We start from the raw sequence: 19,404 nt of genomic DNA on the forward strand, positions 1-19,404 counted from the left end.
CCCATCGAGACTTCGGAGAGAGCGAAGTGACCAAGATTCTCGTCGATGGCGTCGAAGTGGACGTGCCGGGAGAGTTCACCCTGCTGCAGGCCTGCGAGCAGGCCGGCGCCGAGATTCCGCGCTTTTGTTATCACGAGCGCCTGTCGATCGCCGGCAACTGCCGCATGTGCCTCGTCGAGGTGAAGGGCGGGCCGCCGAAGCCGCAGGCCTCCTGCGCCATGTCGGTGAAGGATTTGCGCCCCGGTCCGAATGGCGCGCCGCCGGAAGTCCTCACCAAATCGCCGATGGTGAAAAAGGCGCGCGAAGGGGTGATGGAGTTCTTGCTGATCAACCATCCGCTGGATTGCCCGATCTGCGATCAGGGCGGCGAATGCGATCTGCAGGATCAGGCGCTGGTCTTCGGCGTCGACAGCTCGCGTTTTCATGAAAACAAGCGCGCGGTCGAGGACAAATATATCGGCGTCCTGGTCAAGACCGAGATGAACCGCTGCATCCATTGCACGCGTTGCGTCCGCTTCACGGCGGAAGTCGCCGGCACGGGAGACATGGGCGCGATCGGCCGCGGCGAAGATATGGAGATCACCACCTATCTCGAAAGCGCGATGACCTCCGAGCTGCAGGGCAATGTCGCGGATCTTTGTCCGGTTGGCGCGCTGCTGCCCAAGCCGCAAAGCTTCCGTGGCCGTCCCTGGGAATATCAGAAGACCGAGACAATCGACGTCATGGACGCGCTTGGCTCGGCGATCCGCGTCGACTCGCGCGGCCGTGAAGTCATGCGCATTCTGCCGCGCATCAACGACCTCGTGAATGAAGAGTGGATTTCCGACAAGACGCGCCAGATCGTCGACGGTCTCAAGACGCAGCGCCTCGATCGCCCCTATATCCGCGAGAACGGTCGGCTGCGTCCGGCCTCCTGGCAGGAGGCGCTCGCCGCCGTCGCCGCCAAAACGAAGGCGACGTCCGCGTCGCGCATCGGCGCGCTTGTCGGCGATCTCGCCGCGGTCGAAGAGACCTTCGCGTTGAAGCTGCTTGCGGAGCAGCTTGGAACGCCCAATCTCGATTGCCGCCAGGACGGGGCCAAACTCGATCCGAAATTCGGCCGGGCCTCTTATCTCTTCAATGCGACGGTCGCGGGGATCGAGCAGGCGGGCGCCGCGCTCATCATCGGCGCCAATCCGCGCAAGGAAGCGCCTGTTCTCAACGCGCGACTCCGCAAGCGCTGGCTCAGAGGCGACTTCAAGATCTCGCTTGTCGGCGAGCGCGCCGATCTCACCTACGACTACGACTATCTCGGAGCCGGACCGGAATCGCTTCTGCAGTTCATCCGCTCAGCAAAGCCGGCCGAGAAGCTGCTGGTCATCGTCGGGCAGGGCGCTCTGTCGCGTGACGACGGCGAGGCGGCGCTCACGCTCGCCGCTCAGGCCGCGCAGAAACTCGGCGGTCTCGGCGACGGCTGGAACGGCTTCTCGGTCCTGCATACGGCGGCCGCGCGTGTCGGCGCGCTCGATCTCGGCTTCGCGCCGGGCGCGGGCGGGTTGGATGCGCGCGCGATGGCGAAGGCCGGCGCGCTCGATCTCATCTTCAACCTCGGGGCCGATGAAATCGCCATCGAACCCGGGGCTTTCGTGGTCTACATCGGCACGCATGGCGATCGCGGCGCGCATCGCGCCGACGTGATCCTGCCCGGCGCCGCCTATACGGAAAAATCCGGGCTTTACGTCAATACGGAAGGCCGCGTGCAGCGCGCCTTCCGCGTCGTCTTCCCGCCAGGAGAAGCGCGAGAAGATTGGGCGGTGTTGCGCGCGCTCTCGGGCGCGATCGGCAATCCGCTGCCCTTCGACTCTCTTGCGGCGCTACGCCGGCGGCTCATCGAGTCCCACCCGCACTTTGCGGAACTGGATGAGATTGCGCCGGGCGAATCCGCGCAGGTCGTCGCTCTCGCCAATCATCCCGCCGTGGCGATGAAGGATTCCTTCGCGCCGGCGATCCAAAACTTCTACTTCACAAATCCGATCGCCCGCGCGTCGGCGATCATGGCGGAATGTTCGGCGCTGGCGCAGGGCCGGCTTGCTCAGGCGGCGGAATAGGAGCTTTGGACGTGAGCGACGGTTGGGCGAGCGCCATTTCGGATTTCTTCATCGCGTATCCGCTTGTTCTCGCGCTCGTGAAGAGCGTTTTGATCGCGGTCGCGTTGCTGATCTACGTGGCCTATGTGATCCTCGCGGACCGCAAAATCTGGGCGGCGGTGCAGCTGCGCCGCGGACCCAATGTCGTCGGACCCTGGGGACTTCTGCAGAGCTTCGCGGACTTTCTCAAGTTCGCGCTCAAGGAGCCGGTGATTCCGGACGTCGCCAACAAGGGCGTTTTCCTGTTCGCGCCCTTCATCATGGCGACGCTTTCGATCGCCGCATGGGCCGTCATTCCGGTCGCCGACGGCTGGGCGGTCGGCGACATCAATGTCGGGATCCTTTACATTTTCGCGTTGTCCTCGCTCGGCGTCTATGGCGTCATCATGGGCGGCTGGGCGTCGAACTCGAAATATCCGTTCCTGTCGGCGCTCCGCTCGGCGGCGCAGATGGTCTCCTATGAAGTCTCGATCGGCTTCGTCATCATTACGGTGCTGCTCTGCGCCGGCTCGCTCAATCTGACCGATATCGTCCACGCGCAGGACACGTCCTACGGCATGGCCGGCTGGTATTGGCTGCGCCTGTTCCCGATGTTCGTCATCTTCTTCGTCTCGGCGCTCGCCGAGACGAATCGCCCGCCGTTCGACCTCGTGGAGGCGGAGTCGGAGCTCGTCGCCGGCTTCATGATCGAATATTCCGCGACGCCCTACGTTCTGTTCATGCTCGCCGAATATGTGGCGATCGTCACCATGTGCGCGCTGCTGACGATCCTGTTCTTTGGCGGCTGGCTGCCCCCGATCAAAATCGCGCCGTTCACCTATGTGCCGGGCGTGATCTGGTTCACGCTGAAGGTGAGCTTCTTTTTCTTCTTCTTCGCCATGGTGAAGGCTTTCGTGCCGCGCTATCGCTACGATCAGCTGATGCGTCTGGGTTGGAAAGTCTTCCTGCCGATCTCCCTCGCCATGGTCGTCATCGTCGCCGCCGTGCTGCAGTTCTGGCCGGCGGGACCGGCAGGCAGTTGAGGCCGTCATGAAACTCGATCAAGCCGCCAAGTCGCTCTTCCTGACCGAATTCGTCGGCGCATTCCTGCTGTCGATGCGCTACTTCTTCAAGCCGAAGGCGACACTCAACTATCCGCACGAAAAGAATCCGCAGTCGCCGCGCTACCGCGGCGAACATGCGCTGCGCCGCTACCCCAATGGCGAGGAGCGCTGCATCGCCTGCAAGCTCTGCGAGGCGATCTGTCCAGCGCAGGCGATCACCATCGAAGCCGGACCGCGCCGCAACGACGGCACCCGCCGCACGACGCGCTACGACATCGACATGGTCAAATGCATCTATTGCGGCTACTGCCAGGAGGCCTGCCCGGTCGACGCCATCGTCGAGGGGCCCAATTCGGAATTCTCGGTCGAGACGCGCGAGGAGCTTTACTACAACAAGGTGCGTCTGCTCGAGAACGGCGACCGCTGGGAGCGCGAGATCGCGCGCAACATCGCGATGGACGCGCAGTACAGGTAACACGAAGAGACGCGAACGAACACGCCGCATCGGCGCAGTAAGGACGAAGAACGTGCAGGCCGTATTTTTCTACCTATTCGCCACGATCATGATCGCCTCGGCCGGCGTCGTGATCTTCGCGCGCAATCCGGTGCACTCGGTGCTCTTTCTCATCCTCGCCTTCTGCAATGGCGCGGGGCTGTTTCTGCTCGCCGGCGCGGAGTTCCTGGCGATGATCCTGATCGTCGTCTATGTCGGCGCGGTCGCGGTGCTGTTCCTGTTCGTCGTCATGATGCTCGACGTCGACTTCGCCGAGTTGAAGCAGGGCTTCGCCAAATATCTTCCCGTTGGCGTCGGGGTAGGCGTCGTCGTCCTCGCGGAATTGGGTTTCGTGGCGCTCGGCTGGAGTTCGGCGCCCTCGGCCGTAGACGCCGCCGCCAATCCGATCATTCCGCAAATGAGCAACACCGCGGCGCTCGGCCAAATCCTCTATACGAAATATGTGATCTTCTTTCAGGCGTCCGCGCTTGTGCTGCTCACCGCCATGATCGGCGCCATCGTGCTGACGCTGCATCACAAGCCCAACATCAAGCGGCAGAAGATCGACGAGCAGAACGCGCGCACGCGCGAAAATGTGATCGAGATCAAAAAAGTTCCGTTCCGGACCGGCGTCTAACGAGGACATCCATGCTGACCATCGGCCTCACGCATTACCTCGTCGTCGCAGCGGTCCTGTTCACGCTCGGCGTCGCCGGCATCATCCTCAACCGCAAGAACATCATCGTCATTCTCATGTCGGTTGAGCTGATCCTGCTTGCGGTCAATCTGAACTTTGTCGCCTTCTCGCAGTCGCTCGCCGATTTGACGGGTCAGGTGTTTGCGCTCTTCGTGCTGACCGTCGCGGCGGCGGAGGCGGCGATCGGCCTCGCGATTCTCGTTACCTTCTATCGCAACCGCGGCACGATCGCCGTCGAAGACATCAATTCCTTGAAGGGCTGACCCCAGCGATGATTTACGCCATCGTCTTTCTTCCGCTTGTCGGCTTTCTGATCGCAGGCGCGCTCGGACCTTGGATCGGGGTGCGCGCCTCGGAGCTGGTCACGACGGGCTTCTTGATGATCTGCGCCGTGCTGTCATGGATCGTCTTCTTTGACGTCGCGCTCGGACACGATCACGGCTATGCGCCGATCATCGGCAATTGGATGACCGTGGGCGACCTCAAGGTCGATTGGGCGCTGCGGGTCGACACGCTGACGGCGGTGATGCTCGTCGTCGTCAACACGGTGTCGAGCCTCGTGCATCTCTATTCCATCGGCTACATGCACGAGGATCCGGATCGCCCGCGCTTCTTCGCTTATCTGTCGCTGTTCACCTTCGCCATGCTGATGCTGGTGACGGCCGACAATCTCGTGCAGATGTTTTTTGGCTGGGAGGGCGTCGGTCTCGCGTCCTATCTGCTCATCGGCTTCTGGTATCAAAAGCCCTCGGCCAACGCCGCCGCGATCAAGGCCTTTGTCGTCAACCGCGTCGGCGATTTTGGCTTCGCGCTCGGGATTTTCCTCGTCTTCCAGCTGACGAAGTCGCTTGGTTTTGAGGAGGTCTTCGCCGCCGTCCCGGGGCTTGCCGGCAAGACGATCCATGTCTTCGGCATGGATGTCGACGCGCTGACGCTCGCCACCTTCCTGCTCTTCATCGGCGCGATGGGCAAGTCGGCGCAATTCCTGCTGCACACCTGGCTGCCGGACGCGATGGAAGGCCCGACGCCCGTCTCGGCGCTCATTCACGCTGCGACGATGGTGACGGCCGGCGTCTTCATGGTGGCGCGTCTTTCGCCGATTTTTGAATATGCGCCCGCGACTCTCGAATTCGTGACGCTGGTTGGGGCGGTAACGGCCATTTTCGCCGCGACGGTCGGCCTTGTGCAAAACGATATCAAGCGCGTCATCGCCTATTCGACCTGCTCGCAGCTCGGCTATATGTTCGTTGCCGAAGGCGTCGGCGCCTATAGCATCGGCGTCTACCATCTTTTTACCCACGCCTTCTTCAAGGCGCTGCTCTTCCTGGGCGCGGGCTCCGTGATCCATGCCATGCATCACGAGCAGGACATGCGCAACATGGGCGGGCTGCGCAAGGACATTCCCTTCACCTTCGCGATGATGATCATCGGCACACTCGCGCTCACGGGCTTCCCGTTCACCGCCGGTTTCTATTCCAAGGACGCGATCATCGAAGCGGCCTTCGCAGCGGGCGAACATCATCACATGGCGATGTTCGCCTTTGTCGCGACCGTGGCCGCCGCCGGTTTGACCTCGTTCTATTCCTGGCGGCTGGTGTTCATGACCTTCTTTGGCGCCCGTAAGGACCATGCCGTTCAAACGGACCATGCGGATGAGGAGGCGACGGCGGCGGAATTAGCCCATGCGGATGGCGATCAAACGCATCAGGATCATTCGCACGACCACGACCATGGCCATCACGCCCCGCACGAGTCGCCGATTGTCATGCTGGCGCCGCTGGCGGTGCTCGGTCTCGGCGCGCTCGGCGCGGGCATCGTCTTTGGCAAATACTTCATTGGCCATGATTACGATGAATTCTGGAAAGGCGCTCTCTTCACCGGCCGCGACAATCACATCATCCATGAGTTCCATGACGTGGCGCTCGGCGTCGGTCTTGCGCCGACCGTGGTGATGGCTCTGGGCTTCGCCGTTGCGCTCTATTTCTACGTGCTGAAGCCGGGAACCGCGCAGGCGCTGGCGAAAACCTTCCCGCGTCTTTACCGGTTTCTGCTCAACAAATGGTATTTCGACGAACTCTACGACTTCCTGTTCGTTCGGCCGGCCTTTGCTCTCGGCAGACTGTTCTGGAAGGGCGGCGACGGCGCGATCATCGACGGGTTCGGGCCTGACGGGGTGGCGGCGCGAGTCGCCGATGGCGCCAGGCTCGCGGTGCGCTTGCAGACCGGCTACGTCTATCACTACGCCTTCGCCATGCTTATCGGCGTCGCGGCGGTCGTCACTTACTTTATCGCCGGGGGGCTGCGCTGATGTTTGGTTTCGGCATTCTCTCCGGCGTCACCTTCCTGCCGCTCGTCGGCGTCGCCTTCCTGCTCACGCAGAAGGGCGATGACGAAGCGAGCCTGCGCAACATCCGATGGGCGACGCTCGCGACGACGCTAGCGACCTTCGCGTTGTCGCTTTTCATCTGGTCCGGCTTCGACACGACAAGCGCGGCGTTCCAGTTCGTCGAGGAGAAAAACTGGCTCGGCTCGGGCCTCGTCTACAAGATGGGCGTCGACGGCTTTTCGATGCCCTTCGTCCTGCTGACGACCTTCCTGATGCCCTTCGCCATTCTCGCCTCCTGGGACTCGATCCAGAAGCGCGTGAAGGAATATATGATCGCCTTCCTGGTGCTCGAGACGCTGATGGTCGGCGTCTTCTGCGCGCTCGACCTTGTGCTGTTCTACCTCTTCTTCGAGGGCGGCCTCATCCCGATGTTTCTCATCATCGGAATCTGGGGCGGCAAGCGGCGCGTCTACGCGAGCTTCAAATTCTTTCTTTACACGCTTGTCGGCTCGCTCCTCATGCTGGTCGCGATCCTCGCCATGTATGGCAAGGCCGGCACGACCGACATCACCGTGCTGCTGCATACCGACTTCCCCAAGGAGATGCAGACTTGGCTGTGGCTCGCCTTCTTCGCGTCCTTCGCGGTGAAGATGCCGATGTGGCCGGTGCACACCTGGCTGCCTGATGCGCATGTCGAGGCGCCGACGGCCGGCTCCGTGATCCTTGCGGCGATTCTCCTGAAGATGGGCGGCTACGGCTTCATCCGCTTCTCGTTGCCGATGTTTCCGGACGCTTCGACCAATTTCGCGCCGCTCATCTACGCGCTGTCCGTGATCGCGATCGTCTACACTTCGCTCGTCGCGCTCGTTCAGGAAGACATCAAGAAGCTCATCGCCTATTCGTCCGTCGCGCATATGGGCTTCGTCACGATGGGCCTCTTCACGCTCAATGTTCAAGGCATGCAGGGCGCGATCTTCCAGATGATCTCGCACGGCTTAGTCGCCGGCGCGCTGTTCCTTTGCGTCGGCGTGATCTACGACCGCATGCATACGCGCGAGATCGCCGCCTATGGCGGCCTCGTCAACCGCATGCCGATCTACGCCTTCGTGTTCATGCTGTTCACCATGGCCAATGTCGGCCTGCCGGGAACGACGGGCTTCATCGGCGAGTTCCTGTCGCTGACCGGCGCGTTCCAGGCGAATAGCTGGGTCGCGCTGATCGCGACGAGCGGCGTCGTTCTGTCTGCGGCGTACGCCCTCTATCTCTACCGCCGCGTGATCTTCGGGGTCTTGGACAAGGCCAGCCTCAAGAACATCGCCGATCTGACGCCGCGCGAGATTGCGATCTTCACGCCGCTTGTCCTGCTCACGATTTATTACGGCGTGCAGCCGCAGGCCATTCTGAACGCGACGCAGGCGTCGGTCGACAATCTCATCCAGACCCATACGGCGCTCATCGACGCGGTTAAGCTCGCGGCCGCTGGCCAATGACGGATCGCTGACGATGCCCTTTTTCGTTCAACTCGCGCATCATTTTCTTCCCGAGACCATTCTCGCCGTCGGCGTGATGGCGCTCATCCTCATCGGCGCTTTCCGCGGCGAGCGCGGTTTCGGCCTTGTCGACGAAATGGCCGTCGGCATTCTGGGCCTCGCCTTGGTCGCGATCGCGCTGTCGAGCACGCCGGACACGAGCATCTTCGACGGCGCCTATATCGACGACGGGTTCTCGCGCTTCATGAAAGCGTTGACGCTCATCGGCGCGATCGTGTCGATTCTGCTGTCCGTCGACTGGCTGCAACGCAACGGACTCGAAAAATTCGAGTATCCGGTGCTCATCATTCTCTCGACGCTCGGCATGTTGCTGCTGATTTCGGCCGATAACCTCATCGCGCTCTATCTCGGCCTCGAACTGATGTCGCTGGCGCTCTATGTCATGGCCGCCTTTGCGCGCGACGACGGGCGATCGTCGGAGGCCGGGCTGAAATATTTCGTCCTCGGCGCACTCTCTTCCGGCATGATGCTCTATGGCGCGTCGTTGCTCTACGGCTTCGCCGGAACGATCTCATTCTCCGGCATCGCGGCGGTTGTTTCGACCTCGGCGCCGATCGGCGTGATCTTCGGGCTTGTCTTCGTCCTGGCGGCGCTCGCCTTCAAAATGTCGGCGGCGCCCTTCCATATGTGGACGCCCGACGTTTATCAGGGCGCGCCGACGCCGGTCACCGCCTTCTTCGCTTCGGCCGCCAAAATGGCGGCGGTGGCGATCACCGTGCGCATTGTCATTACCGCCTTCCCGGGCGTGAAAGACCAATGGCGCCAGATCATCATCTTCATTGCCATCGCTTCGATGCTGCTGGGCTCTTTCGCGGCCATCGGACAGGAGAACATCAAGCGGCTGATGGCCTATTCCTCGATCGGCCATATGGGCTTTGCGCTGATCGGACTGGCTGCCGGCGACGAGGCGGGCGTGCGCGGCGTCGCGATCTACCTCACGATCTATCTGATCATGACGCTCGGGACCTTCGCCGCCATTCTCGCGATGCGCGTCGAAGGCAGATATGTCGAGAACGTCTCCGACCTCGCCGGCCTGTCGCGCACCAATAGCTGGATGGCCTTCTTCCTGGCGATGCTGATGTTCTCGCTTGCCGGCGTTCCGCCGCTCGCGGGCTTTTTCGCCAAATATTACGTGCTCCTCGCCGCGGTCGACACGGGCCTCTTTGGCCTCGCGGTCATCGGCGTCCTGGCGAGCGCGGTCGCGGCCTATTACTATCTGCGGGTCGTCAAGGTCATGTATTTCGACGAGCCGGCGCCGGCCTTCGACCGCGCACCGATGGCGCTACGCGCCGTGCTTGGCGCGTCCACGCTGGCGCTGCTTGGCTTTTGGGTCTATCCCTCCCCAGTCATGGATGCGGCGGCGGCGGCGGCGAAGTCGCTTTTCTAGGGAGGTAATTCGCGCGTGGAGTTGGGATCATTGGCGCGCGCCCGCGGCGTGCGCCTCCTCGCGCTGGAGAGCGTCGATTCGACCAATGACGAAGCCCGACGTCTGATCGAGGCGGGCGAGCGCGGACCTTTATGGGTGGTGGCCGCGCGGCAGACGGGCGGCCATGGCCGTCTCGGACGCGAATGGATATCGCCGCCGGGCAATCTTCATGCGAGCCTTGTTCTTGGCGATTTTGGCGAAGCCGCCGTCGCGCCGCAGCTCGGCTTCGTGGCGGGGGTCGCGGCCATGCGCGGCCTGCGCGCCGCGACGGGGGACGCCGGCCGCTTCGCACTGAAATGGCCGAATGATCTTCTGCTCGAGGGAGCCAAGCTCGGCGGAATTCTGCTTGAGAATGTCGGCGTGCCGACAGGCGACGCGCGCGCGCCGCGCGCCTCGGTCGCGATCATCGGGCTCGGCGTCAACTGCGCTGAGGCGCCGTGCGATCTGCCCTTCGAAGCGCGCGCGCTGGCGTCAATCGGGCCGAACGCGCCAGACGCCGCGACGCTCTTTACGCATCTGTCCGACGCGCTCCTCGACACGCTTGATCTTTGGCGCGGCGGCGAGGGTTTCGCCCGCATCCGAGAAGCTTGGCTGGCGGACGCCGCCTATCTCGGCGCCCACATTCGCGTTGAGCTGCCGCGCGAGATCGTCGAGGGACGCCTCGTGACCATCGACGCGATCGGCCGGCTTGTGTTGGCGACGCGTGACGGCGAGCGCGTCATCGAGGCGGGCGACGTGTCGCTCGGCCCGCGCCAGACCACGGCGGGAGGCGTCGCATGACGACGCCCGACGCGGACCTCGTCTTCGTGCCGCTCGGCGGCTTGGGCGAAATCGGCATGAACTTGGCGCTCTACGGCTACGGGCCGCCGAAAGCGCGCAAATGGCTGATGGTCGACTGCGGCCTGGGCTTTCCCGGAACGGAGGCGCCCGGCGTCGATCTTGTCTTCGCCGACATCGCCTTCGTCGAGAAGATCGCGCGTGATCTTGTCGGCATTTGCATCACCCATGCGCATGAGGATCATATCGGCGGACTCGCGACCTTATGGCCGCGGCTCAAATGCCGAGTCTTCGCCACGCCCTTCGCGGCGGGTCTCCTTGAAGTGCGGCGGTTGAACGAACCTGGCGCGCCGAAGATCGACATTTCCCTGACGCATGCCGGCGCAAAGCTCGATCTCGATCCGTTCCAAGTCGAATATGTCGCCGTCGCGCATTCGATTCCGGAAGCGAATGCGCTGGCGATCCGCACGCCGCTCGGGCTGCTGCTCCACACCGGCGACTGGAAGATCGATCCGCAGCCCGGCGTCGGGACGCGCATCGACGAGGCGCGGCTCCGCGCGCTTGGCGACGAGGGCGTCACGGCGCTCATCTGCGACTCGACCAACATCCTGCGCGAGGGCGACAGTTTCTCGGAAGCCGACGTTGCGCGCACGTTGCGCACGCTGATCGCCGAAGCGCCGGGCCGGGTGCTGGTCACCACCTTCGCGTCCAATATCGCGCGGCTGCGCGGCATTGGCGAAGCGGCGCAGGCCTGCGGGCGCACCGTCGTCGTCGCCGGGAGGGCGATGGATCGCGCCATCCAAGTCGCGCGAGACTGCGGCTATCTTGACGGACTGCCCGGATTTCACGCGCCCGAATTGCTGCCGACTTTGCCGCGCGACAAAACCGTCGTCATCGCGACCGGAAGCCAGGGCGAAACACGCGCCGCCATGGCGCGGGCGGCGGTGAACGAACATCCGGCGATCAAGCTTGTCGCGGGCGATCGGGTGATCTTCTCTTCGCGCGTCATTCCGGGAAATGCGCGCGACGTCTTTCGCGTCATCAACGCTCTCTGCGACATCGGCGTCGAGGTCATCACCGACCACGACCACCTCGTGCATTGCTCAGGCCATCCGCGCCGCGGCGAAGTCACGCAAATGTACGAATGGGTCCGGCCTCAGATCGCGGTGCCGGCGCATGGCGAGGCGCATCATCTCACGGCGCATGCGGCCTTCGCCAAGTCGCATGGCGTGTCCCAGGTCGTCTCGGCGCGTAATGGCGATATCGTACGACTGGCGCCCGGCGCGCCGGGCATCATCGGGAAGGCCCCGCACGGCCGTCTGATGAAGGACGGCGACGTCCTCCTGACCGAAGACGACGGCGCCGTGCGCGAACGCGTGCGCCTCTCGGTCACCGGCGTCATTTCCATCGCGCTGGCGGTCGACCGCAAGGGCGAGCTTGTCGGCGATCCGGACGTCGTCTTCGCCGGGGTGCCGAAACGCGGCAAATTCGGCGAGGAGATGGGCGAAGTCATCGACGAGGCGCTCTTCGCCGCTTTCGAGGCGCTGTCGCGTCCGCGACGCCGCGACGCCAACGCCGTCTCCACGGCGATCGAGCGCGCCGTACGCGGCGCCGTATCGTCCGTCTGGGGCAAGAAGCCGACCGTGCATGTGATGGTCGTCGCGACGTAGCGTCGGCTCTTTCAAAAAATGGCGCGAACCCCTCTCCCATCGGGAGAGGGTGGCTGCGAAGGAGCCGGGAGAGGGGTTCGCGCGCTTCTTTTCGGTCGCGGCGGCGGCGCCGAGCGGGTACGCTGCACTCGGAGCGAATCGCGCATGGACGATCGGCCTGCCTTTTACGAATTCTTCGCCGGCGGCGGCATGGCCCGCGCCGGGCTCGGCGACGGCTGGCGCTGCCTTTTCGCCAATGACTTCGATCGCAAGAAAGCCGAAAGCTATCGCGCCAACTGGGGCGGCGAGGAGCTGCACGTCGGCGACGTGCGCGAAATCGCCACGGCGCAATTGCCGGGCCGCGCCGATCTCGTCTGGGCGTCCTTCCCCTGTCAGGACCTGTCGCTCGCCGGCGCCGGCGCGGGGCTGAAGGGCGAAAGGTCCGGCACGTTCTGGCCGTTCTGGGATTTGATGAAGGCGCTCCGCAAGGAGGGCCGTGCGCCGTCGCTCATCGTGCTCGAAAATGTCTGCGGCGCGCTCACCTCCCACGGCGGCAAGGATTTTGTAAAAATCTGCGAGGCGCTGGCGAAGGAGCGTTACAGGTTTGGCGCGCTGGTCATCGACGCGGCGCTGTTCGTGCCGCAATCGCGCCCGCGGCTGTTCATCATCGCCGCGCGAGAGGATGTCGCGGTTGCTTCTGCGTTGACGAGGAAGAGTGCAAACGCGCCGTTTCACACGCGCGCGCTTGTCGCGGCGCATGAGCGCCTGCCGCAAACGCTTCGCGCCAATTGGCTCTGGTGGAATGTGCCGGCGCCGCCGCTGCGCAACACGACTCTGTTCGATGTTATCGAAGACAGACCACTCGATGTGGAGTGGCGCAGCGTCGGTGAGACAAACGCGCTCATCGCCATGATGAGCGACGTCAATCTCGCGAAGATCGCCGAGGCGAAACGCGCCGGGCGCAAGATGGTGGGCACGCTCTATCGCCGTACCCGCTATCAGAATGGCGTCAAGATTCAGCGCGCCGAGGCGCGTTTCGACGATATGGCGGGGTGTCTGCGCACGCCGGCCGGCGGCTCGAGCCGGCAATATGTGCTGGTCGTCGACAAGGGCAGGGTGCGCTCGCGGCTGATGTCGGCGCGCGAGACGGCGCGGCTGATGGGACTGCCGGAAGATTATCTGCTCCCCGCGACCTATAGCGACGCCTATCATTTGACTGGCGACGGCGTCGTCGTTCCAGTCGTGCGGCATATCGCGGGGCAGTTGTTAGAGCAGTTGCTGAAGACGCGCATCGAGCGGGAAGCGGCTTGAGCCCTCTCCCTAACCCTCCCCCGCTTCGCGGGAGAGGGAATCGTCGCGATCAGCGCTGCCGCGCCAGCCGCAACCTTTATGACGAGCGGTCTCTGCTCCCTCTCCCGCAAGCGAAGCGCAGCGGGGGAGGGCTGGGGAGGGGGGCTTACGCGTGAGCGTGAAAGAAACGCGCGAACAGCGCTCCGCCATCATGCGCGCGGTGAAGGGGCGCGACACCGCTCCTGAAATCGCCGTGCGGACGATGTTGAGGCGTTTCGCGCCGGGCTATCGGCTGCATCGTAAGGACGTTCCGGGCAATCCCGATATCGCTTTCATCGGCCGCAAGCTGGCGATCTTCGTCCATGGCTGCTTCTGGCACGGGCATGATTGCCCACGCGGCGCGCGCAGCCCTAAGGCCAACGCCGACTATTGGCGCGCCAAGATCGCCAGGAACGTCGCGCGCGACGCGGCGCATCAGGCGGCGCTCGCGGCGCAGGGCTGGCGCGCGCTCACGATCTGGGAGTGCGAGCTGAAGGATAAAGCCGGCGTGGAAAAGAAGCTGCGCGAATTTTTGGGGTAGGGGGCGTTTCACCTTCTCCCGCTGGCGGGAGAAGGTATCGTCACGAAGTGACGACGGATGAGGGCTCTCACCCGGTCGCCTCCGGCGACCACCCTCTCCCGCAAGGCGGGAGAGGGTTGCGTCCCCTCAATCCTTGGCGCGCTCGACATAGGCGCCGTCTTCGGTCTGGATGACGACTCGCGTGCCCGGCTGAATATGCGGCGGGACCATCACGCGCGCGCCATTTGCGAGCTTCGCCGGCTTATAAGACGAGGATGCGGTCTGGCCTTTCATCGCCGGCTCTGTCTCGACGATCTCCAGCGTCACGCGCGGCGGCAACTGAATGCCAACGGCCACGCCGTTGAACATCGACAGGATGCAGACCATGCCCTCCTGCAGCCACTGCGCCTGATCGCCGATCACATCGGCGGGCACAATGATCTGCTCATAGCTCGCCTGATTCATGAAGTGATAGCCGTCGCCGTCATTGTAGAGATAGCTGAAATCCTGATCCTCGACGAAGGCGCGCTCGACCTGTTCGGTCGTCTTGTAGCGGTCCGTCGTTTTGACGCCGTCCGAGAGGCGGCGCATGTCGATCTGCGTCGTCGGCGTGCCCTTGCCGGGGAAAAAACTTTCGGCGGTCAGGACGACGTAAAGCTGCCCATCCTCCCTCTCGATGATATTGCCTTTGCGAATCGAACTGGCGATGACTTTCACGTCCGTATCCCTTATTGCCGGCCTAGTTTATGAACGGCGGTCAGACCATATTTCGGGCGCGCCGGCAATCCGGGCCCCGCCTCGGGGAGACCTCATGACGCGCGCGTCGCCTTGGTGGGCTCGGCATGTTTATGCCGACCGCAAGCCCTTTCTCAAGGGCCGGGCGGCGATCGCCGCCGCCACCCGACGTTTCTTCGCCGCGGAAGGCTTCGCCGAGGTCGAAACGGCGGCGCTTCAGCTATCGGGCGGCAATGAAACGCATCTTTCGGCCTTCGCGACGGAGCTGATCGGCTCGGGTGGCGAGCGGAGTCGGCTCTATCTCCATACTTCGCCGGAGTTTTCCTGCAAGAAGCTGCTCGCGGCGGGCGAGGAACGGATTTTCACCCTTGCGCGCGTCTTCCGCAATCGCGAGCGTTCCGCCCTGCACCATCCGGAATTCACCATGCTGGAGTGGTACCGCGCCGATGCGCCGACCCTGCGGCTGATGGAGGATTGCGCCGGATTGCTGGCGAGCGCGGCGCGGGCGGCGGGCGCGACGGATTTCGCCTGGATGGGACGCGTTTGCGATCCATTCGAGGAGCCGCAGATCATCAGCGTCTGCGACGCCTTTGCGACCCACGCCAGCATTGATTTGGAATCTCTGCTCGACGACCGCGACGGGCTGGCGCGCGCCGCCGCGCGCGACGGCATACGGGTCGTCGAAGACGACAACTGGTCGGATCTGTTCAGCAAGATCATGTCCGAAAAGATCGAGCCTATGCTCGGTCGCGAGCGGCCGACCATCCTGACGGATTATCCGGTGAGCGAGGCGGCGCTCGCCCGCGCCAACGCCGACGATCCGCGCTTCGCCGATCGCTTCGAACTCTATGTCTGCGGCGTCGAGCTCGCCAATGGCTTCGCCGAATTGACCGACGCGGCGGAGCAACGCCGGCGCTTCGAGGCGCAGATGCAGGAGAAGCGCCGCATCTACGGCGAGACCTATCCGATCGATGAGGATTTTCTCGCCGCTCTGGCTGAGATGCCGCCGGCCTGCGGCGTCGCGCTCGGCTTCGATCGGCTCGTGATGCTCGCAACGGGAGCTGAGCGCATCGAGCAGGTGCTGTGGACGCCAGTGGCCGAGAGCGGCACGGCGCTCTAGTTCTCATTCAAATAAACGACGTGGTGCTGGCGCGTACGTCCTACGCTGGCAAGGACGTCCATATTGGCGCCATTTGGCGGCGAACGCGGGCGATACGCGCTCGCGCGCCGCGCATGATTTCATGGAGGGCGCGATGGGCCTTAAATTATTGCTGAAAACTGTTGTGGCCATCGCCCTGACGATTGCGACCGCCGCCATGGCGCAGCAGAAAGAAACGCCCGCAGCGCCGCCGGCCACGCCCGTCGCAACTTTCGACGACAAACTCGTGAAAATTGGCGAGCAGGCGCCTGGTTTTGGCGGGATGTATTTCGACGAGAAGGGCGCGCTGCAGGTCTATATGAAAAACGCCGCCGAACTGCGCGGCGCCGACGCGATGAAAGCCGCGCGATCGCAGGTCACATCGGCCATCGCCAGCGTGCTCGGCGCGGAGTTCCTGACGCAAAACGCCGCCGCCAAAGGCCGCGCGCAAGAGCCGAACATCATCAAGGGCGACTACGACGTCGTCGAACTCGCCAAATGGAAGAAAAGCTTCAGCCCCGCGCTCGACGGCCAGGAGATCGTCTTCGTCGATCTCGACGAGCGCCGCAATCGCGTGACCATCGGCGTCGTCGGCGATCCGTCGCGCCAGAGATTCGAAGCCTTGGCGAAATCGCTCGGCGTTCCGTTTGAAGCGCTGATCATCGAAGAAACGCAGCCGATCCGCTTCCATGCGTCATTGCGCGATAAACGTCGGCCGGTGCCCGCCGGCGTTCAGATCGAAATCGACACCGGCGTTTTCGCCTTTAAGATCTGCACGCTCGGGTTCAACGTCGTGCGCAACGGCCGCGACGGCTTCGTGACCAACTCTCATTGCACCAAGAATCGCGGCGTCAGCAATGACGACGATTTCCATCAGCCGAACGATCCGCTGTTTTCCGGCAATAAGATCGGCGACGAGGACGCGGATCCCCCATATTTCACCGGCGGCGTATGCCCCTCGGGCAGGAAATGCCGCTTCAGCGACAGCGCCTATGCCGACTACCGAATCGACCGCGGCCGTTTCGAAATCGCGCGAACGACGAATAATGTCGGCTCGCTGACGATCAACGGTTTTCCAAGCGTCTTCCGGATCATGAGCGAGACGCCGGACTCAGTCGTCGGCATGAGGCTCAACAAGGTCGGCCGCACGACGGGCTGGGCCTTCGGCGACGTGCGCGCGACCTGCATCGACGTCAATGTCGCGGACACGGACATCAGGCTCTTGTGCCAGAGCCGCGTCGGGCGGGTCAGCGGGACGAACAAGCTGACGGACAATGGCGACAGCGGCTCGCCCGTCTTCTCCATCCTGCCGACCGCCAGCCAGGCGAGCCTGCACGGCATTCTCTGGGGCGGACCTGACGACGGCAGCTCCTTCGTTTTCAGCCCGATGAGCATGATCGAGCAGGAGCTTGGCCCGCTCACCACCTTCACGGCGCAGCAGCCTCCGCCACCCCCGCCGCCTCCGCCGACGCCGCGGGAGCAGTGCTTGCGGGAATGCAACGCCGAGCGGGACGCCTGTCTCGCCGACGGCGGCCTGGGGTCGCAATGCATCCCCGCCTGGCGACGCTGCCGGGAGCAGTGCCCGGCGCGGTAGCCTGCGGTTCGGGCGGGGTCTGGCCTTGGGAGGACCGCCCAGGCCGGCTCCGCTTCCAAATTCCCCCGCCTTGGGGTATGAGACGCTGCATCGCAACAACAGCCAGCGTCTCCAGTTCCCGGCCGCTCTCGGGCGGCCGCAGAGGCGGCTGTTTTACCTGGCCGGCCTTTGAACATGCAGCTGCGCAACATCGCCATCATCGCCCACGTCGACCATGGCAAGACCACGCTCGTCGACCGTCTCCTTCAGCAGTCGGGCGCGTTCCGCGAGAACCAGCGCGTCGCCGAGCGCGTGATGGATTCGAATGATCTCGAAAAAGAGCGCGGCATCACCATCATGGCGAAGGCCACGTCCATCACCTGGAAGGACGTGCGCATCAACATCGTCGACACGCCCGGCCACGCCGATTTCGGCGGCGAGGTGGAGCGCATCCTGTCGATGGTCGACGGCGCCATCGTGCTCGTCGACGCCGCTGAAGGCCCGATGCCGCAGACGAAATTCGTCGTCGGCAAGGCGCTCAAGATCGGCCTGAAGCCGATCGTCTGCGTCAACAAGGTCGACAAGCCTGACGCCCGCGTCTCGGAAGTCGTCAACGAGGTCTTCGACCTCTTCGCCGCGCTCGACGCCACCGACGAGCAGCTCGACTTCCCGATCATCTACGGCTCCGCCAAGCAGGGCTGGATGGCCGAGGAGCCGACCGGCCCGCAGGACGGCATGGCGCCGCTCTTCGACCTCGTCGTCAAGCATGTGCCGGCGCCCACCGTCGAGGACGGCGGCTTCCGCATGCTCGGCACGCTGCTCGAGGCCAATCCCTATCTCGGCCGCATCATCACCGGCCGCGTCTTCGCCGGCAGCGTGAAGCCTAATCAGGCGGTGAAGGTGCTCGACCGCACCGGCAAGATCGTCGAGCAGGGGCGCGTGTCGAAAATTCTCGCCTTCCGCGGCATTGAGCGCCAGCCGATCGAGGAGGCGGAAGCCGGCGACATCGTCGCCATCGCCGGCCTCGAAAAATTCAACGTCGCCGACACGCTCTGCGCGCTGGAAGTCAACGAGCCGCTGCAGGCGCAGCCGATCGATCCGCCGACGCTCTCCATGACCTTCCTCGTCAATGACAGCCCGCTCGCCGGCACGGAAGGCGACAAGGTCACGAGCCGCATGATCCGCGCGCGTCTCTTCAAGGAGGCCGAAGGCAATGTCGCGCTGCGCGTCGAGGATGCGCCGATGGGCGACGCCTTCATCGTCTCGGGCCGCGGCGAATTGCAGCTCGGCATTTTGATCGAGACCATGCGCCGCGAGGGCTTCGAACTCGGCGTCTCGCGCCCCAAGGTCGTCTTCAAGAAGGACGAGAACGGCGATATTCTCGAGCCGATCGAAGAGGTCGTCATCGACGTCGACGAGGAGCATAGCGGCGTCGTCGTGCAAAAGATGAATGAGCGCAAGGCCGAGATGATCGAGATGCGCCCGTCGGGCGGCAATCGCCTGCGTCTCGTGTTCCATGCGCCGACGCGCGGCCTCATCGGCTATCAGGGCGAGCTTCTCACCGACACGCGCGGCACGGCGATCATGAACCGCCTGTTCCATGAATATGCGCCCTACAAGGGCGAGATTCAGGGCCGCCGCAACGGCGTGCTGATCAGCAATGATTCCGGCGAGGCCGTCGCCTACGCCATGTGGAAGCTGGAAGATCGCGGCCCGATGATGATCGAGCCGGGCTGGAAGGTCTATAAGGGCATGATCGTCGGCGAACATACGCGCGACAATGATCTCGAGATCAATGTCTTAAAGGGCAAGCAGCTCACCAACATCCGCACCCAGTCGAAGGACGAGGCCGTGCGCCTGACGCCGCCGATCCAGATGACGCTGGAGAAGGCGCTGGCCTATATCGAGGACGACGAGCGCGTGGAAGTGACGCCGAAGTCGATCCGCCTGCGCAAAGTGTTTCTCGACCCCAACGACCGCAAGAAGGCGAAGGGCAAGGCCGCGCTGGTGGAGTGAGGGGGC

At 63.8% G+C, this 19,404-nt stretch carries 16 protein-coding genes; 15 read left to right on the forward strand and 1 reads right to left on the reverse strand.

Annotation, left to right across the window (positions count from 1 at the left end):
* Positions 1 to 26 precede the first annotated feature (26 nt).
* The 12 genes from nuoG (at position 27) to HUN39_RS04200 (ending at position 13,957) form a co-directional block, all read left to right on the forward strand.
* The gene (gene nuoG, locus HUN39_RS04145; protein ID WP_175093234.1) at positions 27 to 2,087 is read left to right on the forward strand and encodes an NADH-quinone oxidoreductase subunit NuoG; all 2,061 of its coding nucleotides are present in this window, start codon (positions 27 to 29) and stop codon (positions 2,085 to 2,087) included.
* An 11-nt stretch (positions 2,088 to 2,098) separates the two neighbouring features.
* On the forward strand, positions 2,099 to 3,148 hold the full coding sequence (gene nuoH / locus HUN39_RS04150; RefSeq protein WP_408631386.1) for an NADH-quinone oxidoreductase subunit NuoH: 1,050 nt from the start codon (positions 2,099 to 2,101) through the stop codon (positions 3,146 to 3,148).
* Between the two features lie 7 nt (positions 3,149 to 3,155).
* Entirely contained in the window at positions 3,156 to 3,644 is a 489-nt protein-coding gene (gene nuoI, locus HUN39_RS04155; RefSeq protein WP_175093235.1) for an NADH-quinone oxidoreductase subunit NuoI, read from the forward strand.
* Between the two features lie 52 nt (positions 3,645 to 3,696).
* Positions 3,697 to 4,299 carry an NADH-quinone oxidoreductase subunit J gene (locus HUN39_RS04160; RefSeq protein ID WP_175093236.1) on the forward strand — a complete coding sequence of 201 codons (603 nt, stop codon included), beginning with the start codon at positions 3,697 to 3,699 and terminating at the stop codon, positions 4,297 to 4,299.
* 11 nt (positions 4,300 to 4,310) lie between these two features.
* Complete coding sequence (gene nuoK, locus HUN39_RS04165) at positions 4,311 to 4,622, forward strand: NADH-quinone oxidoreductase subunit NuoK (protein ID WP_018407012.1); 312 nt, start codon at positions 4,311 to 4,313, stop codon at positions 4,620 to 4,622.
* Between the two features lie 8 nt (positions 4,623 to 4,630).
* A complete protein-coding gene (gene nuoL / locus HUN39_RS04170; RefSeq protein WP_175093237.1) occupies positions 4,631 to 6,667 on the forward strand; it encodes an NADH-quinone oxidoreductase subunit L in 2,037 nt (678 codons plus the stop codon).
* Positions 6,667 to 8,175 (forward strand): NADH-quinone oxidoreductase subunit M, encoded by a 1,509-nt coding sequence (locus tag HUN39_RS04175; protein ID WP_175093238.1) that lies wholly within the window; start codon positions 6,667 to 6,669, stop codon positions 8,173 to 8,175. The genes nuoL and HUN39_RS04175 overlap by 1 nt, the downstream gene beginning before the upstream one ends.
* A 13-nt stretch (positions 8,176 to 8,188) precedes the next feature.
* Positions 8,189 to 9,622 carry an NADH-quinone oxidoreductase subunit NuoN gene (gene nuoN / locus HUN39_RS04180; protein WP_175093239.1) on the forward strand — a complete coding sequence of 478 codons (1,434 nt, stop codon included), beginning with the start codon at positions 8,189 to 8,191 and terminating at the stop codon, positions 9,620 to 9,622.
* A 30-nt stretch (positions 9,623 to 9,652) separates the two neighbouring features.
* Positions 9,653 to 10,441: a biotin--[acetyl-CoA-carboxylase] ligase gene (locus tag HUN39_RS04185; protein ID WP_210266840.1), complete on the forward strand. Its 789-nt coding sequence runs from the start codon at positions 9,653 to 9,655 to the stop codon at positions 10,439 to 10,441.
* Positions 10,438 to 12,108 carry a ribonuclease J gene (locus tag HUN39_RS04190; protein ID WP_175093241.1) on the forward strand — a complete coding sequence of 557 codons (1,671 nt, stop codon included), beginning with the start codon at positions 10,438 to 10,440 and terminating at the stop codon, positions 12,106 to 12,108. Before HUN39_RS04185 ends, HUN39_RS04190 begins: the two co-directional genes overlap by 4 nt.
* A 144-nt stretch (positions 12,109 to 12,252) precedes the next feature.
* Positions 12,253 to 13,398, forward strand: coding sequence for a DNA cytosine methyltransferase (locus HUN39_RS04195; protein ID WP_175093242.1), 1,146 nt, complete (start codon positions 12,253 to 12,255; stop codon positions 13,396 to 13,398).
* Between the two features lie 151 nt (positions 13,399 to 13,549).
* Positions 13,550 to 13,957: a very short patch repair endonuclease gene (locus HUN39_RS04200; RefSeq protein ID WP_175093243.1), complete on the forward strand. Its 408-nt coding sequence runs from the start codon at positions 13,550 to 13,552 to the stop codon at positions 13,955 to 13,957.
* Positions 13,958 to 14,083: 126 nt separating this feature from the next.
* Here the strand turns inward: HUN39_RS04200 and efp are convergent, their stop codons facing one another.
* Positions 14,084 to 14,653 carry an elongation factor P gene (gene efp / locus HUN39_RS04205; RefSeq protein WP_014891212.1) on the reverse strand — a complete coding sequence of 190 codons (570 nt, stop codon included), beginning with the start codon at positions 14,651 to 14,653 and terminating at the stop codon, positions 14,084 to 14,086.
* A gap of 94 nt (positions 14,654 to 14,747) precedes the next feature.
* On the opposite strand from efp, the gene epmA reads away from it, so the two are divergent.
* From epmA to typA, 3 genes are all read left to right on the forward strand, one after another.
* The gene (epmA, locus tag HUN39_RS04210; RefSeq protein ID WP_175093244.1) at positions 14,748 to 15,791 is read left to right on the forward strand and encodes an EF-P lysine aminoacylase EpmA; all 1,044 of its coding nucleotides are present in this window, start codon (positions 14,748 to 14,750) and stop codon (positions 15,789 to 15,791) included.
* Between the two features lie 133 nt (positions 15,792 to 15,924).
* Positions 15,925 to 17,403, forward strand: a complete 1,479-nt coding sequence (locus HUN39_RS04215) for a chymotrypsin family serine protease (RefSeq protein WP_210266841.1) — start codon at positions 15,925 to 15,927, stop codon at positions 17,401 to 17,403.
* A gap of 174 nt (positions 17,404 to 17,577) precedes the next feature.
* The gene (typA, locus tag HUN39_RS04220; RefSeq protein WP_175093246.1) at positions 17,578 to 19,398 is read left to right on the forward strand and encodes a translational GTPase TypA; all 1,821 of its coding nucleotides are present in this window, start codon (positions 17,578 to 17,580) and stop codon (positions 19,396 to 19,398) included.
* Positions 19,399 to 19,404: the final 6 nt, after the last annotated feature.

The sequence above is a fragment of the Methylocystis silviterrae genome (assembly GCF_013350005.1).
In the GTDB taxonomy this organism is placed as follows: Bacteria; Pseudomonadota; Alphaproteobacteria; order Rhizobiales; family Beijerinckiaceae; genus Methylocystis; species Methylocystis silviterrae.

Bases quoted from the DNA above. Each gene is read 5' to 3' on its own strand.
- nuoI (WP_175093235.1), top strand. From the start codon at position 3,156: ATGAAACTCGATCAAGCCGCCAAGTCGCTCTTCCTGACCGAATTCGTC.
- typA (WP_175093246.1), top strand. From the start codon at position 17,578: ATGCAGCTGCGCAACATCGCCATCATCGCCCACGTCGACCATGGCAAG.
- nuoL (WP_175093237.1), top strand. From the start codon at position 4,631: ATGATTTACGCCATCGTCTTTCTTCCGCTTGTCGGCTTTCTGATCGCA.
- epmA (WP_175093244.1), top strand. From the start codon at position 14,748: ATGACGCGCGCGTCGCCTTGGTGGGCTCGGCATGTTTATGCCGACCGC.
- nuoN (WP_175093239.1), top strand. From the start codon at position 8,189: ATGCCCTTTTTCGTTCAACTCGCGCATCATTTTCTTCCCGAGACCATT.
- nuoK (WP_018407012.1), top strand. From the start codon at position 4,311: ATGCTGACCATCGGCCTCACGCATTACCTCGTCGTCGCAGCGGTCCTG.
- HUN39_RS04175 (WP_175093238.1), top strand. From the start codon at position 6,667: ATGTTTGGTTTCGGCATTCTCTCCGGCGTCACCTTCCTGCCGCTCGTC.
- HUN39_RS04195 (WP_175093242.1), top strand. From the start codon at position 12,253: ATGGACGATCGGCCTGCCTTTTACGAATTCTTCGCCGGCGGCGGCATG.
- HUN39_RS04215 (WP_210266841.1), top strand. From the start codon at position 15,925: ATGGGCCTTAAATTATTGCTGAAAACTGTTGTGGCCATCGCCCTGACG.
- HUN39_RS04190 (WP_175093241.1), top strand. From the start codon at position 10,438: ATGACGACGCCCGACGCGGACCTCGTCTTCGTGCCGCTCGGCGGCTTG.